13 protein-coding genes, 5 pseudogenes and 1 riboswitch are annotated in these 18,578 nt (G+C 51.2%); of the genes and pseudogenes, 5 read left to right on the top strand and 13 right to left on the bottom strand.

The features are described from left to right. Positions 1-233: 233 nt before the first annotated feature. From ACMZI0_RS11545 to ACMZI0_RS11520, 6 genes and pseudogenes are all read right to left on the bottom strand, one after another. Positions 234-503, bottom strand: coding sequence for a hypothetical protein (locus tag ACMZI0_RS11545; RefSeq protein WP_415673070.1), 270 nt, complete (start codon positions 501-503; stop codon positions 234-236). Then, positions 481-1,185: a hypothetical protein gene (locus ACMZI0_RS11540; protein ID WP_415673069.1), complete on the bottom strand. Its 705-nt coding sequence runs from the start codon at positions 1,183-1,185 to the stop codon at positions 481-483. Before ACMZI0_RS11540 ends, ACMZI0_RS11545 begins: the two co-directional genes overlap by 23 nt. Then, positions 1,148-2,824 (bottom strand): annotated as a pseudogene (locus tag ACMZI0_RS11535) (efflux RND transporter permease subunit). Before ACMZI0_RS11535 ends, ACMZI0_RS11540 begins: the two are co-directional and overlap by 38 nt. Next, positions 2,824-3,881, bottom strand: a pseudogene (locus ACMZI0_RS11530) (efflux RND transporter periplasmic adaptor subunit). The pseudogenes ACMZI0_RS11535 and ACMZI0_RS11530 overlap by 1 nt, the downstream one beginning before the upstream one ends. Before the next feature lie 152 nt (positions 3,882-4,033). Beyond that, the gene (gene arcA / locus ACMZI0_RS11525; protein WP_415673119.1) at positions 4,034-5,317 is read right to left on the bottom strand and encodes an arginine deiminase; all 1,284 of its coding nucleotides are present in this window, start codon (positions 5,315-5,317) and stop codon (positions 4,034-4,036) included. Positions 5,318-5,323: 6 nt separating this feature from the next. Continuing rightward, positions 5,324-6,667 (bottom strand): amino acid permease, encoded by a 1,344-nt coding sequence (locus tag ACMZI0_RS11520; protein ID WP_415673068.1) that lies wholly within the window; start codon positions 6,665-6,667, stop codon positions 5,324-5,326. Positions 6,668-7,087: 420 nt separating this feature from the next. Here ACMZI0_RS11520 and ACMZI0_RS11515 point away from each other — a divergent pair, with 420 nt between their 5' ends. Next, positions 7,088-7,825, top strand: coding sequence for a hypothetical protein (locus ACMZI0_RS11515; RefSeq protein WP_415673067.1), 738 nt, complete (start codon positions 7,088-7,090; stop codon positions 7,823-7,825). A gap of 297 nt (positions 7,826-8,122) precedes the next feature. On the opposite strand, the gene thiD is transcribed toward ACMZI0_RS11515, so the two are convergent. Both thiD and thiM read right to left on the bottom strand, forming a co-directional pair. Continuing rightward, positions 8,123-8,947, bottom strand: a complete 825-nt coding sequence (thiD, locus tag ACMZI0_RS11510) for a bifunctional hydroxymethylpyrimidine kinase/phosphomethylpyrimidine kinase (RefSeq protein ID WP_415673066.1) — start codon at positions 8,945-8,947, stop codon at positions 8,123-8,125. Continuing rightward, positions 8,944-9,740: pseudogene (thiM, locus tag ACMZI0_RS11505) on the bottom strand (hydroxyethylthiazole kinase). The gene thiD and the pseudogene thiM overlap by 4 nt, the downstream one beginning before the upstream one ends. 37 nt (positions 9,741-9,777) lie before the next feature. Next, positions 9,778-9,874: riboswitch (TPP riboswitch) on the bottom strand. Positions 9,875-10,442: 568 nt separating this feature from the next. Between thiM and ACMZI0_RS11500 the strand changes: the two are divergent. Beyond that, a complete protein-coding gene (locus tag ACMZI0_RS11500) occupies positions 10,443-10,841 on the top strand; it encodes an H-NS family nucleoid-associated regulatory protein (RefSeq protein ID WP_415673065.1) in 399 nt (132 codons plus the stop codon). Positions 10,842-11,098: 257 nt separating this feature from the next. On the opposite strand, the gene ACMZI0_RS11495 is transcribed toward ACMZI0_RS11500, so the two are convergent. Together ACMZI0_RS11495 and ACMZI0_RS11490 are read right to left on the bottom strand one after the other, a co-directional pair. Beyond that, positions 11,099-11,497: a VOC family protein gene (locus ACMZI0_RS11495; RefSeq protein WP_415673064.1), complete on the bottom strand. Its 399-nt coding sequence runs from the start codon at positions 11,495-11,497 to the stop codon at positions 11,099-11,101. 386 nt (positions 11,498-11,883) lie between these two features. Further along, positions 11,884-12,591: a DMT family transporter gene (locus tag ACMZI0_RS11490; RefSeq protein ID WP_415673063.1), complete on the bottom strand. Its 708-nt coding sequence runs from the start codon at positions 12,589-12,591 to the stop codon at positions 11,884-11,886. Positions 12,592-12,715: 124 nt separating this feature from the next. Between ACMZI0_RS11490 and ACMZI0_RS11485 the strand changes: the two genes are divergently transcribed. After that, positions 12,716-13,273: a helix-turn-helix domain-containing protein gene (locus ACMZI0_RS11485; RefSeq protein WP_415673062.1), complete on the top strand. Its 558-nt coding sequence runs from the start codon at positions 12,716-12,718 to the stop codon at positions 13,271-13,273. Positions 13,274-13,322: 49 nt separating this feature from the next. Here the strand turns inward: ACMZI0_RS11485 and ACMZI0_RS11480 are convergent. Continuing rightward, a pseudogene (locus ACMZI0_RS11480) lies at positions 13,323-14,088 on the bottom strand (DUF3750 domain-containing protein). Between the two features lie 9 nt (positions 14,089-14,097). Here ACMZI0_RS11480 and ACMZI0_RS11475 point away from each other — a divergent pair. After that, positions 14,098-14,403 (top strand): annotated as a pseudogene (locus ACMZI0_RS11475) (DUF2000 family protein); the annotation flags it as partial. A 213-nt stretch (positions 14,404-14,616) separates the two neighbouring features. Then, positions 14,617-15,030, top strand: coding sequence for a GH25 family lysozyme (locus ACMZI0_RS11470; RefSeq protein ID WP_415673061.1), 414 nt, complete (start codon positions 14,617-14,619; stop codon positions 15,028-15,030). Between the two features lie 339 nt (positions 15,031-15,369). On the opposite strand, the gene guaA is transcribed toward ACMZI0_RS11470, so the two are convergent. Together guaA and guaB are read right to left on the bottom strand one after the other, a co-directional pair. Next, positions 15,370-16,947: a glutamine-hydrolyzing GMP synthase gene (gene guaA / locus ACMZI0_RS11465; protein ID WP_415673060.1), complete on the bottom strand. Its 1,578-nt coding sequence runs from the start codon at positions 16,945-16,947 to the stop codon at positions 15,370-15,372. 110 nt (positions 16,948-17,057) lie between these two features. Beyond that, on the bottom strand, positions 17,058-18,521 hold the full coding sequence (gene guaB / locus ACMZI0_RS11460) for an IMP dehydrogenase (protein WP_415673059.1): 1,464 nt from the start codon (positions 18,519-18,521) through the stop codon (positions 17,058-17,060). Between the last annotated feature and the right edge of the window lie 57 nt (positions 18,522-18,578).

Here is an 18,578-nt window from a genome sequence, read left to right as displayed (position 1 = left end):
TTTACCACACTAAGCCCCGTTTTTACTCATAACGTTTTGACATTATTTCATCGCGCAACTTACATCATGAGGATAAATGACATAGCCAGGTAGCACGCTACCTGGCTAGTACGGTAAGCCAGATGGCGATGTCATGTTTCACGGAACTGAACATCAGCACGGTGATGATAAACATAATAATAAAAGCAAACGGTAAACTGGTGAACAGCCCAGCTTGTGCCTCTTTGGTGCTCTCATAGTCGCCGCCCCCACTCGAGGCGGTATCCATGCGGCAGAGCAATAGCATCAATATCGGGCTTGATGCGCGCCAGCAACTCGGCGGAGGTTTCTCCACTCTGCGACGCGGGATCGGCTTGTACCGTAAGCGTACGGGTGCGGTCGCGACGCATGATCAATGGATCTTCCCATTCGGTCGTGAAGCGACTGACCACGTTATCGATCGGAATGAATGCTTGTCGCGCCTGACTCCAGATCATCACGTCATTGAGCCTGTCGGCATTCAACCGTTCCGCATCCCGGGGTGCGCAGTACGATAGGCATTAACCTTGTACCGTCACGGTATAACCCCACGTTGATACCGCCAAAGCTCATCCGCAAGGTGTTGTCGATCTCACGTTTGTCTACCCCCAACTCTCTCCCAAGGTAATCCGAAAACTGCGGACGAATCACCTTGCTGCTCTCCTGCCAGTCATGCATGATGCCATCAGAATCCGGATCGGCACTCGCCACCTGCTCTGCCTTCGGCCGCCATGCTCTGCCTTCGGCCGCCAAAGAACGCAGTATTGTGGGATCATTACCGATAAACCGTGCCTCAATAGAGCTGTTATTGGATGGTCCAAACATAATGCGTTTCGCTTGCCCCTTCACCTCCGGGTAGTTGGCACGTATATAAGCCTCAATATCGCCAATTAAGGAGGGGATCTGATTTAGCGCGTCCGTACGCACCAGTATCTGCGCATAGTTGGCGTATTGCCGCTGGGCGTTGTAAGTGAGCATAAACCGTAGCGCTCCCTGCCCTACCGTTACCATGGTGTTGTCGACGCCGGGTTGCGCATTGATGTGCGTTTCTACCTCCGCCGCGATCTTCTCGGTATAGGCGATATCGGTACTGTAGGGCAACCAGAGGTCGACAAAGAAGATAGGCGTGTTAGTACGGTGGGAAAAAGCTTTGTCGCACGCTGCCAAAACCGACCACCGCCGCCACTAACAAGCCTGCCAATAATGTTAGCGTCAGCGCACGCTGGTTGAGCAACTTACCCAGTAAAGAACGATAGACACGGAACAGCCAACCGTCATAGGGTTTTTTTACCGGAGCATCAGGGTGTTGCGGTGCCATTTTCTGCTTTTCAAACGCCCATTTGGTGAACGCAGGCGTTAGCGTCAGCGCGGTAAACCAACTCAGCATCAGCGAGATAAGCAGCACCTGAAACAGCGATTTACAATACTCCCCAGTAGAATCGTTAGACAACCCAATAGGCGCAAACGCCAGCACGGCAATAATGGTCACGCCCAGCAGCGGGAACATGGTCTGCTTCATAACGCGGTTGATCGCATCCATCGCCGTTGCACCGCGCTACCGACTGACCAACACGCCTTCAACAATCACGATGGCGTTATCCACCAGCATACTGAGCGCAATCACCAGCGCCCCGAGCGAAACGCGCTGCAATTCGATATTCAGCAGTTTCATGATCAGCAGCGTACCCAGCACGTTCAGCGCCAGTGAAGCAGCAATGACCAGACCGCCGCGAACCCCCATAAAAATCAGCAGTGTGCCGATCACAATCGCCAGCGCCATAAGGAAGCTCATGATAAAACCATTTACCACCCCCTCGACTTCATGGGATTGGTCGTAAAACACATTTAATGCCATACCTGCTGGCCGCTCAGCCTCCAGTTGAACCAACCGTGCCTTGATGGCGTTTTACCCACCACGATCACATTCACGTTGGGGGCAAAGGAAACCCCGACGGAGAGCGCTGGCTGGGTATTGGCGCGGGTAGATATTGTTAGGTGAGTGCGTCACCCCTTGGCTGATGGTGGCAATATCACGCAGGTAGACGCTGCGCGGGCTGCCTGGCTCGCTGATCAACAGATTGCCCAGTTCTTGCACATTGTCGAACTCACCGGTGGGGTGCAAGCGGATCGATTCGCTGCCAACCAGGAGTTCACCGGCATTGGAGACTACATTTTGCCGACTGAGCAAATCATACAAGCGCTGCGGCACGATATTGGCAGCGGTCATCTGCGCACGGGAGATTTCTATTTGCACTTCTTCCGGCAAAATCCCCACGATCGCCACTTTCCCGATCCCCGGCACCACCACCAACTCGCGGCGTAATACCTCAGCGAAGTTACGCAATTCCTGATTGGAATAGCCATCGCCATACAGAGAAAAGAAGTAGCCATACACATCGCCAAAATCATCATTGACGAAAGGCGGGCTGGCACCGGGTGGCAGTTGGCGCGCCGCATCGCCAATACGACGCCGCAGCACGTCCCAGATTTGTGGTAAATCATCCGGCCCGTACTGGGCTTTGATATTGATGGTAATTTGCGACAACCCCACGCTGGAAATCGAGGAGATGTTATCGATGTAGGGCAACTGCTGAATGGCATTCTCCAGCGGTAAGGTAACCTCTTCCTCGACCTGCTGCGCAGAAGCACCGTCATAACGGGTAACTACCACCGCCGTTTTGATGGTAAACGCAGGGTCTTCCAATCGGCCAATATTCAGGAACGCAATGACGCCGCCTATGCCCAACAAGATAATCGACAGCCAGATGCGAGTGCCGTTGTTGATAAAGCTCTCTGTCAGTTTCATTAGAGACCTCGCTCACGAACCCATGCACGCACTTCCTGATCTGGCGTTAGTTCACGGGTGCCGGCTGCCACGATCCGCTCACCTTGCGACAACCCGGAAACGACCTGAATGCCATTGGCGGTCAGTTGGCCCAGTTCAACCTGGCGCGAGGTCACAAACAGCTTGCCATCACGTTCATTAACGACCCACACATGCGGTTTATGTTCAGCGCTGGTATCTGGATTGAATACTGCTTCAACCGGCACAACCACCGCCATTGCTGCGGTGCTGCCGGGAAGATTCCCCAAGTTGATCTTCACCCTGCCACTCATGCCTGACAACAGAGGGATATCTTGTGGACGCGGCATGGTCAGCACGCCCGACACCGTTTGCGCGGTGTGCTCTTTGTAGCTGGCCACAAACTCACGTCCAGGCAGGTTGTTCAATTCGACGACAGGTTGATATTTGGCGTTGTTGGCATCGATGAGAATAAAAAGGCTTTCGGGGATGCTGAATTCCATGTCCAGCAATTCCAACGCGTTCAAGGTAGCAATAGATTGCCCAGCTGCGACAATTTGATAATTTCGGGCGTTAACCATGGCGATTACACCGGGAAACGGTGCCCGGATTATCGTATCGTCCAGCTCTTCTTTCTCCAGTTTCAACGCGGCCTGTGCCGAGTCACGAGCGGCCCGCTGCACGTCCAGTTCAGCACGCGCAACAATGTGGCGCTCACTCAGCGCCGCGTAACGGCTAAATTGGGTTTGAGACAGGTTAAAGGTGGCCTGACGATCCTGTAAGCGCAGCCGCGCATCGTTGCTGTTAAGCTCCGCCCTTGTTTGACCGATTTGCCTTCTCGGACCAACAACCGTTCTAATTGTCCGGGACGTTTAAAGGCCAACTCCGTTCTGTCGCCAGCAATAATTCTGGCAGGAAAGATACGCACTCCTTGTTGTGTGCTGTTACTCACTTCCAGAATACTCACTGGCCGTACCGTAATACTTTTCTCGGGCGCCTCCCTGTCACAAGCAGAAATAAAAAACGCGAGAAGCAAAACAACGATAAATTTTATTTTCACGATGCAATCTCTTCGGATCAGATTCACGCGCCGCTACGTCATCGCCATAGCAGAAAGGTAAATCAGGCCTGGCACCTGGTTAGAATAAACATCTCGTGCACTGACAGTGCGTGTTCATCAGGCGCTCCGCCGGAGCGCCTGATGAGGTGGCATTAATAATCCACAGGTTCGCGAATGATCGGGCACGTCATGCAGTGACCGCCGCCACGCCCACGCCCCAATTCACTGCCGACGATTTCGATAACTTCGACGCCTTCCTTACGCAGTTGGGTGTTGGTCTTGGTATTATGATCGTAGGCCAGTACCACACCAGGAGACAGCGCCACCATGTTGTTACCGCTGTCCCACTGCTGACGTTCGGTGTCGTAATCATTACCAGCTGTTTCCACCACGCGCAGTTTCTTGAGGTTCAACGCGCCCACGATCGCTTCCGCAAAGGTGCCCTTGTCGCGATACAGTTTCATCCCCGTAGGGCCATCATCCGGACGCAAAGAGAAGGTACGAATCTGGTTCACAATGGCAGGGTAAAGGGTCACCACATCGCGATCGCAGAAGGTAAACACCGTGTCCAGATGCATGGCAGCGCGCAATCTCGGCATCGCCGCAATCATCACCCGCTCAACGCCCGAGGCTTTATTGGCAAACAACGAGGCTGCCAGTTGCGTGATAGCTTGATGCGAGGTTCGCTCACTCATACCAATCAACACCGTTTTATTACCAATCGGCATTACATCGCCCCCTTCCAGGGTTGCGGTACCGTGGTGTTTGGTGGGGTCGCCGTACCAGATATTGAAATCCGCACCGACAAAATCCGGGTGGAATTTATAGATGGCGGTAGTCAGAATGGTTTCTTCGTGACGAGCAGGCCAGTAAAGCGGGTTTAAGGTTACGCCGCCGTAGATCCAGCAGGTGGTATCGCGGGTATAAAGCGTGTTCGGCAGCGGCGGCAGCAAATATTCGGTAATGCCCGCAGCATCGCGGATCAGATTGAGCTCTTCGTGATCGGCATAGCCTTCTTTCGCCAGTTCTATGGTCGACAAACCGCCAATCAACACTTCGGCCAAGGCGCGCGGTGCCAGCCCATCCAGAAAACTGCGGGTTTCGTTCAGAATGCCCAGAGAGACTTCATCCGGCACAATCTGCTGATCAAGAATCCACTTTCTCGCTTCCGGCAGTGCGACCGTTTCCACCAGCAGGTTATGCATTTCCACCACATCGACACCATGCTCGCGCATTTTGGTCATAAAATCGAAATGGTCGCGCTTGGCGCGTTCAACCCATAGCACATCATCAAATAACAGTTCATCGCAGTTGCTCGGGGTGAGCCGATTGTGTGCTTTGCCTGGTGCGCACACCATTACTTTATGCAATTTCCCGACTTCCGAATGCACGCCATATTTCTTTTCGGACTTCTTTTTTGTCGATATAATAAGCAGCCTCACTTAGATAGTAATAATGCTTGTCGCAATGCTGTAGATTGCAACAATGGCGGCGACCATAACGATAGCGAAAAGCCCAAGCTCAGTTTTATTGAACAGCGCAACCCGCTGCTCCCGCTTAGCCATGATGTACAACACGGTGCCGGGCCCATAAATCACGGCTGACAGCAGCAGGTATTTCATCCCCCCGGCGTACAGCATCAGCAGGGCATATAGCGTGGCAAGGAGCGCAAATGTGAGATCTTTGCGATGATCGCGCTTGTCGGTTTCATACGTTTCCCCCGTCCAGGCCAGTTTCAGTCCGTAGGCAGCCACCAATAAATACGGGATAAGCGTTAACGAACTGGTCAGTTCGATCGCCAGTTGAAAAGCGTACTGGCTAAACAACATCAGGATCAGGAACACCTGAATGGTGATATTGGTAAGCCACACAGCAGCAGAGGGAACAGCATGCTTGTTCTCCGTCATGAAGACTTTCGGCATACTTTGGTGCTTCGCGGCAGAAAACAGCACTTCGGCAGCCAGCAGTGACCAGGACAGATAGGCACCGAGGACAGAAACGATCAGACCCACGCTGATGAAGACGCGCCCCCAGGGCCCCACTACAGCTTCCAACACGCCCGCCATTGAGGGTTGGCGCATGCCAGCCAATTCCGGTCGCAGCAGCACGCCGTAGGAGAGCAGCGTGATCAGCACCAACAGCCCTAATACGCCGATGAACCCCATCACGGTGGCAATTCCCACATGACGGCGTTCTTTGGCATAGCGGGAGTAGACGCTGGCACCTTCAATTCCCAGGAACACAAAAACGGTCACCAACATGGTGCTGCGAATTTGACTGAACAGAGATTCAGGCTCCTGAGCCGGCATAATCGCTGCCGCCGCATGACCGACATAGCCATAATCGTTAAGGTGCTCAAGGTCGGGCGTCACGGGCGCAGTCGCCGGAGAACCCCAGAAGTTTTGTATGAAGATGTCACTTTGGAACGCGAAGATCAGCACCCCGACAAACGCGATAATCGGCACGAAATGGGAGACGTTGCCGATACAGGTTCCTGCCCAGAACCCTAATGCAGAGGCAAACCCCAGATAATCACCAAATCCCTCCTTCGCATAAATAAATACTACAGAATCAAGATCGGGTTTACGCTGCGCCAGAGACTGAAAAACAAATGTCAACATTAACATGCCGCCGCCCGCGATGCACCATGCGATAATGGCACCAAATCCCCCGGTTGCGCGTCCAAATGTCGCCGGTAATGAAAATATTCCAGCACCAATCATGGATCCCACGACCAACGCCGTGAGAGACCATAAGGACAGCTTATTTACTGATGAGCTCGCCATGGTATTCCTTCCTGACACAAGGATATTGATGTGATGGGCTATAGAAGAGTATTAATTTTCTGACCTACTCTTTTTCTGTAAGGATACAAACAACAAGATTTCGTTAAGGGAAATATCTGATTTGAGCGTAGTGAGTGGCACTCACTCCTATTTATTATTGCTATCACTTCAATAATATTAGAAAAAGTCGCAATATCCAGACGACACTCATCAATCCGAAAAAATTAGGATATTGATTACTCTGCACCACTAAAAACATTAAAAATCATGAAGTAAAATAAGGTGAGTATCGAGATAAACGCGGTGGCGACGCGCTTTGCATTAATCTATCACTAGGCGGCTAACCGTTTTAACACTACTCTTATCTTTAGTAAAAACAGTAACATAACCATAGGACTTACGGCCAAAGGTGAATGCGCCATGCTCAGAGATGTCAGCCAACACGCCTTGAAAAGCTTGAGTTGTTTTGCCGCCGTCACATTTTACTCAACCAGTCAACTTTGTGTTAACGAATGTTTTATTAATGCTAACGCCATGAGCGTGCTTTACTTTTTATCAACAATAGCTAATCCATTATTTTTTATGCTAATTTGTTGTTTTGATAATATCGATAACCTGACAAGAAAAGAGGTCAGGATAAAAATAAAAAACGTGGTATTCATCATCGTATTTTGGAATATTATCCTGTTATTGATTACATTTCAATATATTCAACAGGGATATATCCTGCAAAATGGAATAATGTTAACCATTGGGATAATTTATATCATCTACCCCCTTATTATTAAAGCAATGCATAATGTAAAAATGACATTGGCATTTTTTGCGAGCTTGTTCGCTATTATCTTTCTGTTCGATATATTCAGCCCATTAGATATGCGCGATGACCCGCTATTTATACACAGCTACTCATTTATATGGATATGGGGCGGTTACTATATTCTGGGAAGAATGTTGGGAACCCCCCGCTGGCAGGCTGTTTACACACCAGCCCGGCATCATCTGGCTGGCCCGCATGATGGTGGTACCCGTTGGTATTTCGATGTTCTTTTACGAACGCTTTCTGTCAACCCACGCTCAGAATATTGTCACACCGTGGCTCATTCTGGAACATGTGCATCTGCTGGCCATGTGTCTGGCATTATTCATTGTGTTTGAGAATATCACTATAAAAAAACAAATTTATAACGTACGTCGTCGAGTTTATCGGCCCGGCAATGATAGGCGTCTATATTGTCCATTACAGCGTATTTTATTTCATTAGCACGCTATATGATTTCAACTACGTTAACCTGAAATTTGTTTTGCTGGTATTGGTGTTTATCGTATCGGTTCTGTTGTGCCGCTTACTGCTGCTAAACAGGTTTACCGCCAGGATCATCTCTTTCTGATCTGGCGGTCACCCAACAGACATGTCGGCGACTGACCGCCCGCCGACAATCTTAAGCGTAATGTTTACCACCATTGATGAAAATGATGCACCGGCCCAATCCCCAGCCCCACTTCCAGTGAATTTGCCGCCAGTAATGCATGCTGGAGGTAATTTTTCGCCTCCTGAACGGTATTTTCCCAATCGTGATGACGGGGACGCAGCGCTGCCAGCGCCGCAGACAGTGTACAACCCGTGCCATGCGTGTGGCGCGTATTGACGCGTGGTGCGCAAAAGCGCCGCGGAGCCTGCCCACGTTGAAACAGCCAGTCTGGGCTCTCCGCTTCGCTCAAGTGGCCTCCCTTCATCAATACCGCCTGACATCCCGGTTCCAACAACCATTGCCCCTGCGCTTTCATCTCCGTTTCCGTCGTCGCCACATTGCAAGCCAACAGCGCCGCCGCTTCCGGCAGATTAGGGGTTATGAGTGAAACGCGAGGCAACAGCGTATGGCGAATAGCGGCAACGGCTTCAAGTGCCAGTAAAGGATCGCCACTTTTCGCCAGCATCACCGTATCCAGCACAATATAAGGTACCGCATAACGTTGCAGGCGCTCAGCGACCGCTTCCACAATATCACTCTGCGCCAGCATGCCGATCTTTGCGCTGTCGATACGCACATCGCTCAGTACTGAATCCAGTTGAGCCGCCACAAAATCAGGTTCAATACGATAAACCGACTGCACCCCCTGAGTATTTTGCGCCACCAGCGCGGTGATCACACTGGTGCCATCGGCACCCAGGGCAGAGAAGGTCTTCAGACCGGCCTGGATCCCCGCGCCGCCGCTAGGATCGGTGCCCGCTATCGTTAGCGTATTTATTCGGGGAGCCTTTTCTTTTATAACGCTCATGCCTGTGCCTCCTGACGCAACTGCGCAAGCGCATCCAAAAACACCGGCGTAAAACTGCCCGGCCCGTTGGACTGCTCGGCGGCACGCTCTCCAGCCCGCGCCATAACTGCGCAGGCCGTCGCAACCTGAGACAGGACATCCTCACCGCGCACGCAGAATGCAGCAACCACCGCCGAGAGTGCACACCCGGTGCCGACAACGCGCGTCATCACCGGATGGCCGCCGCGTTCACCGCCCAAATGCGAGTACCGTCCGTCACGTAATCCACCTCCCCCGTCACCGCCACCACGGTTGACCAACGTGTCGCCAGTTCACGCGCGGCCGGGATGGCGGTAAAGGAGGCGTCTACGCTATCAACCCCTCGTCCTTGCGAAGCAACGCCAGACAACGCGATAATTTCCGATGCGTTGCCACGAATCGCCGCCGGTTTGCAAGGCAGCAGTTCGCGCACAAAATCGGTTCGAAAACGCAATCCGCCAACCGCAACGGGATCCAGCACCCAGGGTTTCCATACCTGATTAGCGCTGTGTACCGCTGCCAGCATCGCATCGGCTCGGCTTCGCTCTAATGTCCCCACGTTGATGAGAAGCGCATCGGCCAGCGCAGCAAACTGTGTTGCCTCGCTGGGATCCACTACCATCGCAGGAGATGCACCAAGTGCCAGCAATACATTGGCGGTAAAGGACTGGACCACATCGTTGGTCAGGCAATGGACTAACGGCGAAGCCGTTGAGAAATCGTGCAAGACTGCCGCCACTTGGGCAGCAGAAAAATCGGTGGGCAGGTCGTTCATCATTACTCCCAACCGACGTGCAAGAAGACGGTAGCCGATCGGAATACCGAGACTTCCCTACGCTGGCATTATCCAGATCAGGTGGTACAGGTATTTCTCAGCCTTCACCAAGAAGGGCACCCCGAGTCATCGCAACATACATTTGCCGAGTTACTGTCACAGCAAAACATATTCAGGATAATCACCAAACGCACATGTGTAAATTGGTTTGTATTCTCGTAAAGTCAGAGGGTACCTGCCACGCAGACATTCTTTCAATCCCGATTGAAATGAAAGCAAAACGGTATGGCTGTTCGCACTTGCCTACCGCAGCCACCTTCATACCGGTGTATGTCAGATTGGCATTATATTCTTCTCATTTACGTTTTATACCCTTAAATAATTAGCATCATGAAGAGACCTAAAATGAGAGCGTCCAGATAGGCTGGCACTGTTGGGCGATTCGCTATGCCAATGTCGCTAGCGTACAACTAACCTAAAGTATGGTTGGTACAGTTATGAATAATAAATAGAGGCAACCACTGGTTGTAGAGTTATTAACCACCTTACGATTAACACGCCCGCTTTACTCACTCCTCCCGTTACGCATTTTTTTACACAAGTCACTATAAAAAAATATTTCATGCCGACACATCTGGTGTATATTGGAAAATCAAAAAATATCTTGTAAGCTAATAATGTCTCTTCTTTTAAAGGAACACCATGATGAGTTTTGACATGCTAAGTAATATTCGTTCTCTTCGCGCTCAGGCCCGAGATACCGATCTTGAAACCCTGGAAGAGCTGTTAAGCAAATTCACTGCAATTGTGGAAGAGCGTCGCGAAGAAGACAGCAAAATTCAGAAAGAGCAGGAAGAACGTTTGGCAAAACTGGATGCCATTCGTGCACAGCTTCTTGAAGACGGTATTGATCCGGCAGAGCTGCTGGAGAGCGTGAAATCTAAACCGGCCAAGGCCAAACGCGATCCTCGCCCGGCGAAATATAAATATATTGATGAGAATGGCACGGAACAAACCTGGACCGGCCAAGGCCGTACACCAAAAGCAATTCGTGAAGCCATTGATGGCGGAAGCAAAACGCTGGAAGATTTTGAGATTTAATTTGCTCTCTTCCTTGCCGTATTAGCGCGCATCACTTGTCCTGTTATACATGGAGTGCAGCCGTACTCCATACATATCTTTACCCATCCGCGATCTTTATCACGCCTTTCGTTCATACTTTCCGTGACAAAAACTTTTCGCCACTAAAAGACCCGATTAAAAATGACGATAAATTAATACCGCAGATGTATTAGCATGCGTAGCAATCAGGATCCGATTTCCTTCGATCCCTATCGCCAACATATGAAGTGATAACGCTAAGGCGCAATACTACGATGGAAAACGGCTTCAATGTTATATCCATCAGGATCGCGCACAAACGCCGCATAATAATGGGCATGGTAATGCTCTCGAATTCCCGGCTTACCATTATCTTGTCCACCAGCCGCGACTGCCGCCAGATAAAAAGCATCAACAACTTCACGCGAGGCAGCACTAAAAGCAAAATGTGTCGCCGGGCAAGGTAATGCTTTTCCCTGATAGATCCAAAATTCGCCGCCAGGATCGCTGGACTTTCCATATCCTTCCAACACGCCAAAAATTACCGCATGATTAAAATCTTTAATCAGACGATAACCTAACGGTGCCAGTGCACTTTCATAAAACTGCCGACTGCGATGAATATCTGTCACCGGAACACTTAAATGATCTAACATTGAACGTTCCCCCTGTTATAAAACTAAACCGCCTGCACATTCATGCATCCTGTTTTCATCCTGAAAACTCATACCCTTTAGCGAGAAAATATCGCGATGGTGCCGCATCGTAGCCTAAACCCGCCATACCTGATGCTGACCTTGGTCAATTTTAACGCAGGCCAGCATAACGCGTTAATGAGGAAGATTAGAGCTGACGTCTCTGGGGAAAAAACGACACCGGAAATTAATGCCGGCAACCGCAGCCAGAACGATCAGGGTTCCAGTCAATTGCCACACATTCAATGGTCGACGCAACACCCAAGCATCGACCAAAATGGCCACGACAGGGTAGATAAAAGCGAGTCCGCCGACCAATATTGTCGGAATTTTTTGTACCGCGCTATCTATAAAGTAGCACAGACATCAGGCCAGTATGCACAAAGCCAATCACTAACAGCAGCCCCCAAACGTAGCTGACAGAGGGTGCAGTGGGCAGCGAGACAAAAGGCAGCAATATCACGCAACCAACCCCTAACTGAATAAAGACCATCAGGCAAGGAGGTACATCGCGCAATGTCTTGGTAATCGCTGTTGTGATGGCGTAAAAAAAATGCAGCAGCCAATGCAAAGCCTATCCCATAGAAGTATTGGCCGGAATCCTGATCCTGGAACTGACCTCCCAACATAATCAGCATCACACCGAAGAAGGCAATGACCATCCACCCGAGCTTATGAAGTGTAAGCACTTCATTGAACAACACTGCCCCTAGAGCAACCAAAATAAACGGCTGTACGTGGTAGGTTACTGTTGCGACTGCAATAGAGGTTTGTGCATACGCGGTAAACAGACAAACCCAGTTCAGCGTCAGAGTAATGCAGCCTAAAATAACCCAGTAAAACTGCCTGCGCGAAAGAATTCCACGACGCAAAAGACCTTGCGCAGCACAGAACATCGCCATGGCTATCGCTCCGAATGCACAGCGCCAAAAGACGACAGTTAACGCAGGTAAGTCTGTGGCTAACACAAAACATCCCACAGTTCCTGAAATGATCATGGCAATCGCCATCTTTAGTGATCCCGCCTCCCACTCGGCACGTTGATCAGATGCCATACATGTTACCCCGCACAGAAGAAAACCACATAACGAACGATTGTTCGACAAAAAGAACGCGTGGTATAATGGCCATCGCATCATCAACTGTCAAAAAGAACGATCGTTTTTTATGGAGAACGACATGCAACTCTCGTCAACGCCTATTGGTATTCTTGCCATAGCGGTAAAACGTGAACGCGAGCGGATAGGTATTTCCGTCAGTGAACTGGCCAAACGTGCCGGTATCGCAAAATCTACGCTATCCCAATTGGAATCAGGCAGCGGTAATCCCAGTCTGGAAACGCTGTGGGCGCTGGCGATGGCACTTGATGTGCAGGTAACACAGTTGATTGCAGCACCGCAGCCCCGTGTACAGGTGATCCGTGCGCATGAGGGAGAAATCGTAGCCGCTGAGCAGGCACATTATTTTGTGACACTGCTCGCCGTCTGTCCGAGGGGGATGCAACGCGATATCTATCGCGTGACAGCGCAGCCGGGAAGTGTACGCCGATCTGGCCCCCATCAACCCGTCACGCTAGAACATGTCATGCTAAGCAGTGGGCGTGCCATGCTTGGTCCTGAGGGACATGAGATTGAGCTTAACGCAGGTGACTACATCAGCTATGCCGCAGATGGGCCACACACCTTCGAAGCATTGGAGAAGGATACCTGCGCGATAATGATTATTGAGCACCCATAGCGGGGTGCTCTCCGCAGGGTACACCGGCTATCACACCACGCCTTCACCGTCAGAGTTCCTGATGCTGATCGACATTGTCAAAACCTAATCGACCAATGAAAGGCAGGCGTAATGCTGGCGGATTAAAGTCGACGCCCAGCAGATTCACTTCTACCCCTTCTTCCAGCGCCAGCGTAACGCCCAGAGCCCCCCAGAACAGAGACCTGAACGCCACTGCCAGAGGGGGCCAACCCCACAGGGTTCGCAATTGAACGATAATCCTTGCCGATGGCGTTGACCGGCATATCAAGCTTCAAAGCGGGCACTTCACGACCAATATGCGCGAGAAAGGTATTGCTGTTCGGTCCAGGCCAGGCACGATAGGTTTGCGGCCAGGGATAGCTTTTGATTGCTGCATCGATCTGCGGGATCATCGCCTGGGCTGCCTCACCACGATGTTCAACCAGCAGTTTTGGCGTCGCGCCGTACCAAAACCCGTCTGGTAGCGTGTAATTCAGGCGAACCACATTGTCGCTTCCCCAACTGATCACTTCGTAACGCCGATAGCGCGTTTCCCCCTTGGCTTTCAGGATAATCCAGGGGTGTACCGCCACCAGACCACGCCAGCCATAGGTCGGTGCGGCATACACCTGAACAATGGCGGTATCGCGCCAGCGCACCGGATCGGGCGCGACGCCCGCAGAATCACGCCGAGCGGACCACCATCCCTACCCGCTCAGCGCTTCACCACCGCGCATCGAGTGTGCCCAACTTTGCCAAAACGACAGCAGCAATACGCAGACAATGGTCACGTTTACGATCTTGATAAACTTCATCAACCTCACCCTGATATTATGGGAGCGCCCTATGTGGATTCACTGGGGCGCCACTACGGCAATATCTCGGGGCAGCCGATGCTTATTTTTGAAGCTGACCTTGACGGGTTGCAAACGGCACATCGCAAAGGGCTCGAACGCGAGCTCACGCTGATTCTTTACGTCCACGCCATGTTCTCAACTGGCCATGATGACGCTAATCGCGAGGTATTCATGGCCGAAGACGCCAATACCCTTAATCTCGTTGGTTTGGCGATGCGCGGCCCGAAAAAGGGAGTGGATAAGGCCATCAAGGGATTGTCGCTGCATAAATAAGCCTTAATAAATCAGGGAAATTGCGGTCGTCTTTGTATTAAGCACCGCATTTATTCCCTGATGGTTGATATACAGTTTAATAAAATTCTCTCTGATTGTTGTCCAAAAAATTAGGAGTCATTACCTGGACGAGTTAATCTCATCATCACATTGAAACTCAACAAAAATATGACACACATAAACAGAGAGGAATTATTATGAACGATAAAGTTATTGCCATCTCCAGATTCCAAGGGAACTATTGAGTGGAACAAGGTAAAAGAGGATGGTGTCAAAATGGCGTTTTCTCGCTTGGGAGAAGGTGAGACTTATATTGACCCGACTTTTTCTGAAAATTTCCAAAAATCCAGAATTGCTGGCATTCCCTCTGGGGCCTGGCATATTTTCCGTGCTAAATCAAACACTCCAGAAGCACAGGCGAGAACGATAATTAACACCTTAAAAGAGGCTGGGTTTACCAACAAAGATTCTTTTGCTTTTGAAGTATATAATAAAAGTGGGGGTAATAAGACTGCCACAAAAAATGAAATGGCCAACAACCTTGCCGATCTAATACAACGTATTATTGATTCTGATATTCCTGTCTATACTAATAATCTATACATTAAAACCAATATTGATACCTAGAAGAATATCGTTGCATGGGAGTTGCATGATGATTTCTTTCGGAAAATAAAAATTTGGCCTGAGCATTGGAGAACACAACCAGACTATCCAGTTACCCTTTACCCCTGGGGCAAAGGGTAACTGGATAGTCTGGGAATATTCATCCCACGGGACGATAAAGGGTATTAGTGCGGAAGTCTTAATCAGTAAAGTTAACCCTAATCTCTAACAACGGCATAGTGAAGTATTGTTAGTTTGAACGAAGAGATTAAGAGTAGTGCGTCGTAAAGCAAGCGGAGAATGTCACAAGACATTCTCCGCTAACATCATGCTGCAAGGCTTAGGTACGGTTGCCGGGGATCATTCCCACTCAATCGTCGCTGGCGGCTTGCCGGACACGTCATACACCACGCGGGAAATGCCATCCACTTCGTTGATGATGCGGTTGGAAACGCGGCCCAGGAAGTCATACGGCAGGTGCGCCCAGTGTGCGGTCATAAAGTCGATGGTTTCGACGGCACGCAGCGAGACTACCCAGTCGTATTTACGACCATCACCCATCACACCGATGGAGCGTACTGGCAGGAACACGGTAAAGGCCTGACTCACCTTGTGATACAGGTCGGCTTTGTGCAGTTCTTCGATGAAGATTGCATCAGAGCGACGTAACAGATCGCAATACTCTTTCTTCACTTCGCCCAGCACGCGTACACCCAAGCCCGGACCGGGGAACGGATGGCGATACAGCATGTTGTACGGCAAGCCCAGTTCGAAACCTATCTTACGCACTTCGTCTTTGAACAGCTCTTTCAGCGGCTCAACCAGACCCAGCTTCATCTCTTTCGGCAAGCCGCCCACATTGTGGTGCGATTTGATCACGTGCGCTTTGCCGGTTTTAGACGCGGCGGATTCAATCACGTCAGGGTAAATGGTGCCCTGCGCCAGCCATTTCGCGTCGGTCTGCTTGTTCGCTTCTTCGTCGAACACTTCGACAAATACGCGACCGATGATCTTACGCTTGGCTTCCGGATCGTTTTCACACGCCAGTTCAGACAGGAAACGATCTTCCGCAGCCACGTGCACGATATTCAGACCAAAGTGGTCGCCGAACATTTCCAGCACCTGATCCGCTTCGTTCAAACGCAGCAGGCCGTTATCCACGAACACACAGGTCAAACGATCGCCAATGGCGTGGTGCAGCAGCATTGCGGTCACGGAAGAATCCACTCCGCCGGAAAGGCCAAGGATAACCTTGTCGTTGCCAACCTGCTCGCGAATGCGTGCTACGGCGTCATCAATGATTTTCTCCGGTGTCCACAACGCATCACACTGGCAAATATCGCGCACAAAGCGCTCCAGCATGCGTTGCCCTTGACGGGTATGGGTCACTTCCGGGTGGAACTGCACGCCGTAGAAGCGTTTTTCCTCGTTGGCCATAATGGCAAACGGGCAGGTGTCGGTGCTGGCAACGGTAACGAAATCGGACGGAATGGCCGTCACTTTATCGCCATGGCTCATCCATACGTCCAGCAGCGGCGCGCCGCTTTCGCTCAGTGCGTCCTGAATATCGCGCAGCAAGGCGCTTTCCGCCTTGATTTCGACCTGCGCATAACCAAACTCACGCTCGCTGGAGCCTTCCACGTGCCCGCCCAGTTGCATCGCTATGGTCTGCATGCCGTAGCACACGCCCAGCACAGGCACACCGGCCTGGAACACATATTCCGGCGCACGCGGGCTGTTGTACTCGGTGGTGCTTTCCGGTCCACCGGAAAGGATGATGCCGTTTGGATTGAATTCGCTAATCTGTGCTTCGGTAACGTCCCATGCCCAGAGTTCGCAATAAACGCCCAGTTCACGCACGCGACGTGCAACCAGTTGAGTGTATTGCGAACCAAAATCCAGAATGAGTATGCGGTGTTGATGAATATTTTCTGTCATGAGAGGCACATTCCAAAATACGTTAAGGAGCAAAAAATAAGAGAACCCGGCGAAGTTTACCGGGTTTCTGTCAAATCAGCCATCACATCGGCAGATTGGCCTGTGCCAAATCAACCCATACGATAGTTCGGGGATTCCTTGGTGATGGTCACATCGTGTACGTGACTTTCCTGAATGCCCGCACCGCTGATGCGTACAAACTCAGCCTGAGTGCGCAGTGCATCAATGGTGCCGCACCCGGTTAACCCCATGCAGGAACGCAGGCCGCCCATCTGCTGATGCGCGATCTCTTTCAGGCGGCCCTTGTAAGCCACACGCCCTTCGATCCCTTCCGGCACCAGTTTGTCAGCCGCATTGTCGCTCTGGAAGTAACGGTCAGAAGAGCCTTTGGACATAGCACCCAAAGAGCCCATACCACGATAAGATTTAAACGCACGGCCCTGATAGAGTTCGATCTCGCCCGGAGATTCTTCCGTACCCGCCAGCATGGAGCCCACCATCACACAGGCTGCGCCCGCGGCAATCGCTTTTGCGATATCACCGGAGAAACGGATACCGCCATCGGCAATCACCGGAATACCAGTACCTTCAAGTGCTTCCACCGCATCGGAAATTGCGGTGATCTGTGGTACACCTACGCCGGTTACGATACGGGTAGTACAAATAGAGCCAGGGCCGATACCGACTTTCGCTGCGCTCACGCCCGCTTCAGCCAGCGCTTTGGCACCGGCACCGGTCGCCACGTTACCGCCGATGATTTGCAGATCGGGGTATTTGGCACGCGTTTCACGAATGCGCTGCAACACGCCTTCCGAGTGGCCGTGTGAGGAGTCAATCAGCAGCACGTCAACACCGGCAGCAACCAGCGCGTCAACACGCTCTTCGTTACCTGCACCCGCCCCCACCGCAGCCCCGACGCGCAAACGTCTATGCTCGTCTTTGCAGGCGTTAGGTTTACGTTCTGCTTTCTGGAAGTCTTTCACCGTGATCATACCGAGCAGATGGAAGCTGTCATCCACCACCAGCGCTTTCTCAATGCGTTTCTCATGCATTTTTTGCAGCACAACTTCACGCGCTTCGTCTTCACGCACCGTAACCAAACGTTCTTTCGGCGTCATCACAGCGCTAACCGGACGTTCCAAATCCGTCACAAAACGCACGTCACGACCGGTGATAATACCCACCAGTTCGTTCTCGTCCGTCACCACCGGGTAACCGGCAAAACCGTTACGTTCGGTCAGTTCTTTTACCTGACGCAATGTGGTGGTTGGCGTTACGGTTTGTGGATCGACAACAACACCGCTTTCATGACGTTTCACGCGACTGACTTCTTCTGCCTGGCGCTCAATGGACATGTTTTTGTGAATGAAACCGATACCCCCTTCCTGCGCCAGTGCAATGGCCAAACCGGATTCCGTAACGGTATCCATGGCGGCAGAGAGCATAGGAATATTCAAACGAATGTTCTTCGTGAGCTGGGTGCTAAGGTCAACCGTGTTCGGCAGAACGGTAGAGTGAGCGGGGATCAGGAGGACGTCATCAAACGTCAGTGCTTCTTTGGCAATACGTAGCATGGGCAATATCTCATGTGGGGATGCGATAAAATATTGCCGTGGCATTATACAGAGCGT

It is taken from the genome of Symbiopectobacterium sp., from assembly GCF_047692315.1.
Taxonomy (GTDB): domain Bacteria; phylum Pseudomonadota; class Gammaproteobacteria; order Enterobacterales; family Enterobacteriaceae; genus Symbiopectobacterium.
The sequence above is the reverse complement of the archived record's forward strand: the minus strand, read 5'-3'. Positions and strand labels throughout refer to the sequence as shown.

What these genes read in the sequence shown, in the direction of transcription:
- ACMZI0_RS11490 (WP_415673063.1), bottom strand. Translation starts at nt 12,591, where the DNA reads ATGGCATCTGATCAACGTGCCGAGTGGGAGGCGGGATCACTAAAGATG.
- ACMZI0_RS11520 (WP_415673068.1), bottom strand. Translation starts at nt 6,667, where the DNA reads ATGGCGAGCTCATCAGTAAATAAGCTGTCCTTATGGTCTCTCACGGCG.
- guaA (WP_415673060.1), bottom strand. Translation starts at nt 16,947, where the DNA reads ATGACAGAAAATATTCATCAACACCGCATACTCATTCTGGATTTTGGT.
- ACMZI0_RS11515 (WP_415673067.1), top strand. Translation starts at nt 7,088, where the DNA reads ATGCTCAGAGATGTCAGCCAACACGCCTTGAAAAGCTTGAGTTGTTTT.
- thiD (WP_415673066.1), bottom strand. Translation starts at nt 8,947, where the DNA reads ATGAGCGTTATAAAAGAAAAGGCTCCCCGAATAAATACGCTAACGATA.
- ACMZI0_RS11500 (WP_415673065.1), top strand. Translation starts at nt 10,443, where the DNA reads ATGATGAGTTTTGACATGCTAAGTAATATTCGTTCTCTTCGCGCTCAG.
- ACMZI0_RS11495 (WP_415673064.1), bottom strand. Translation starts at nt 11,497, where the DNA reads ATGTTAGATCATTTAAGTGTTCCGGTGACAGATATTCATCGCAGTCGG.
- guaB (WP_415673059.1), bottom strand. Translation starts at nt 18,521, where the DNA reads ATGCTACGTATTGCCAAAGAAGCACTGACGTTTGATGACGTCCTCCTG.
- ACMZI0_RS11485 (WP_415673062.1), top strand. Translation starts at nt 12,716, where the DNA reads ATGCAACTCTCGTCAACGCCTATTGGTATTCTTGCCATAGCGGTAAAA.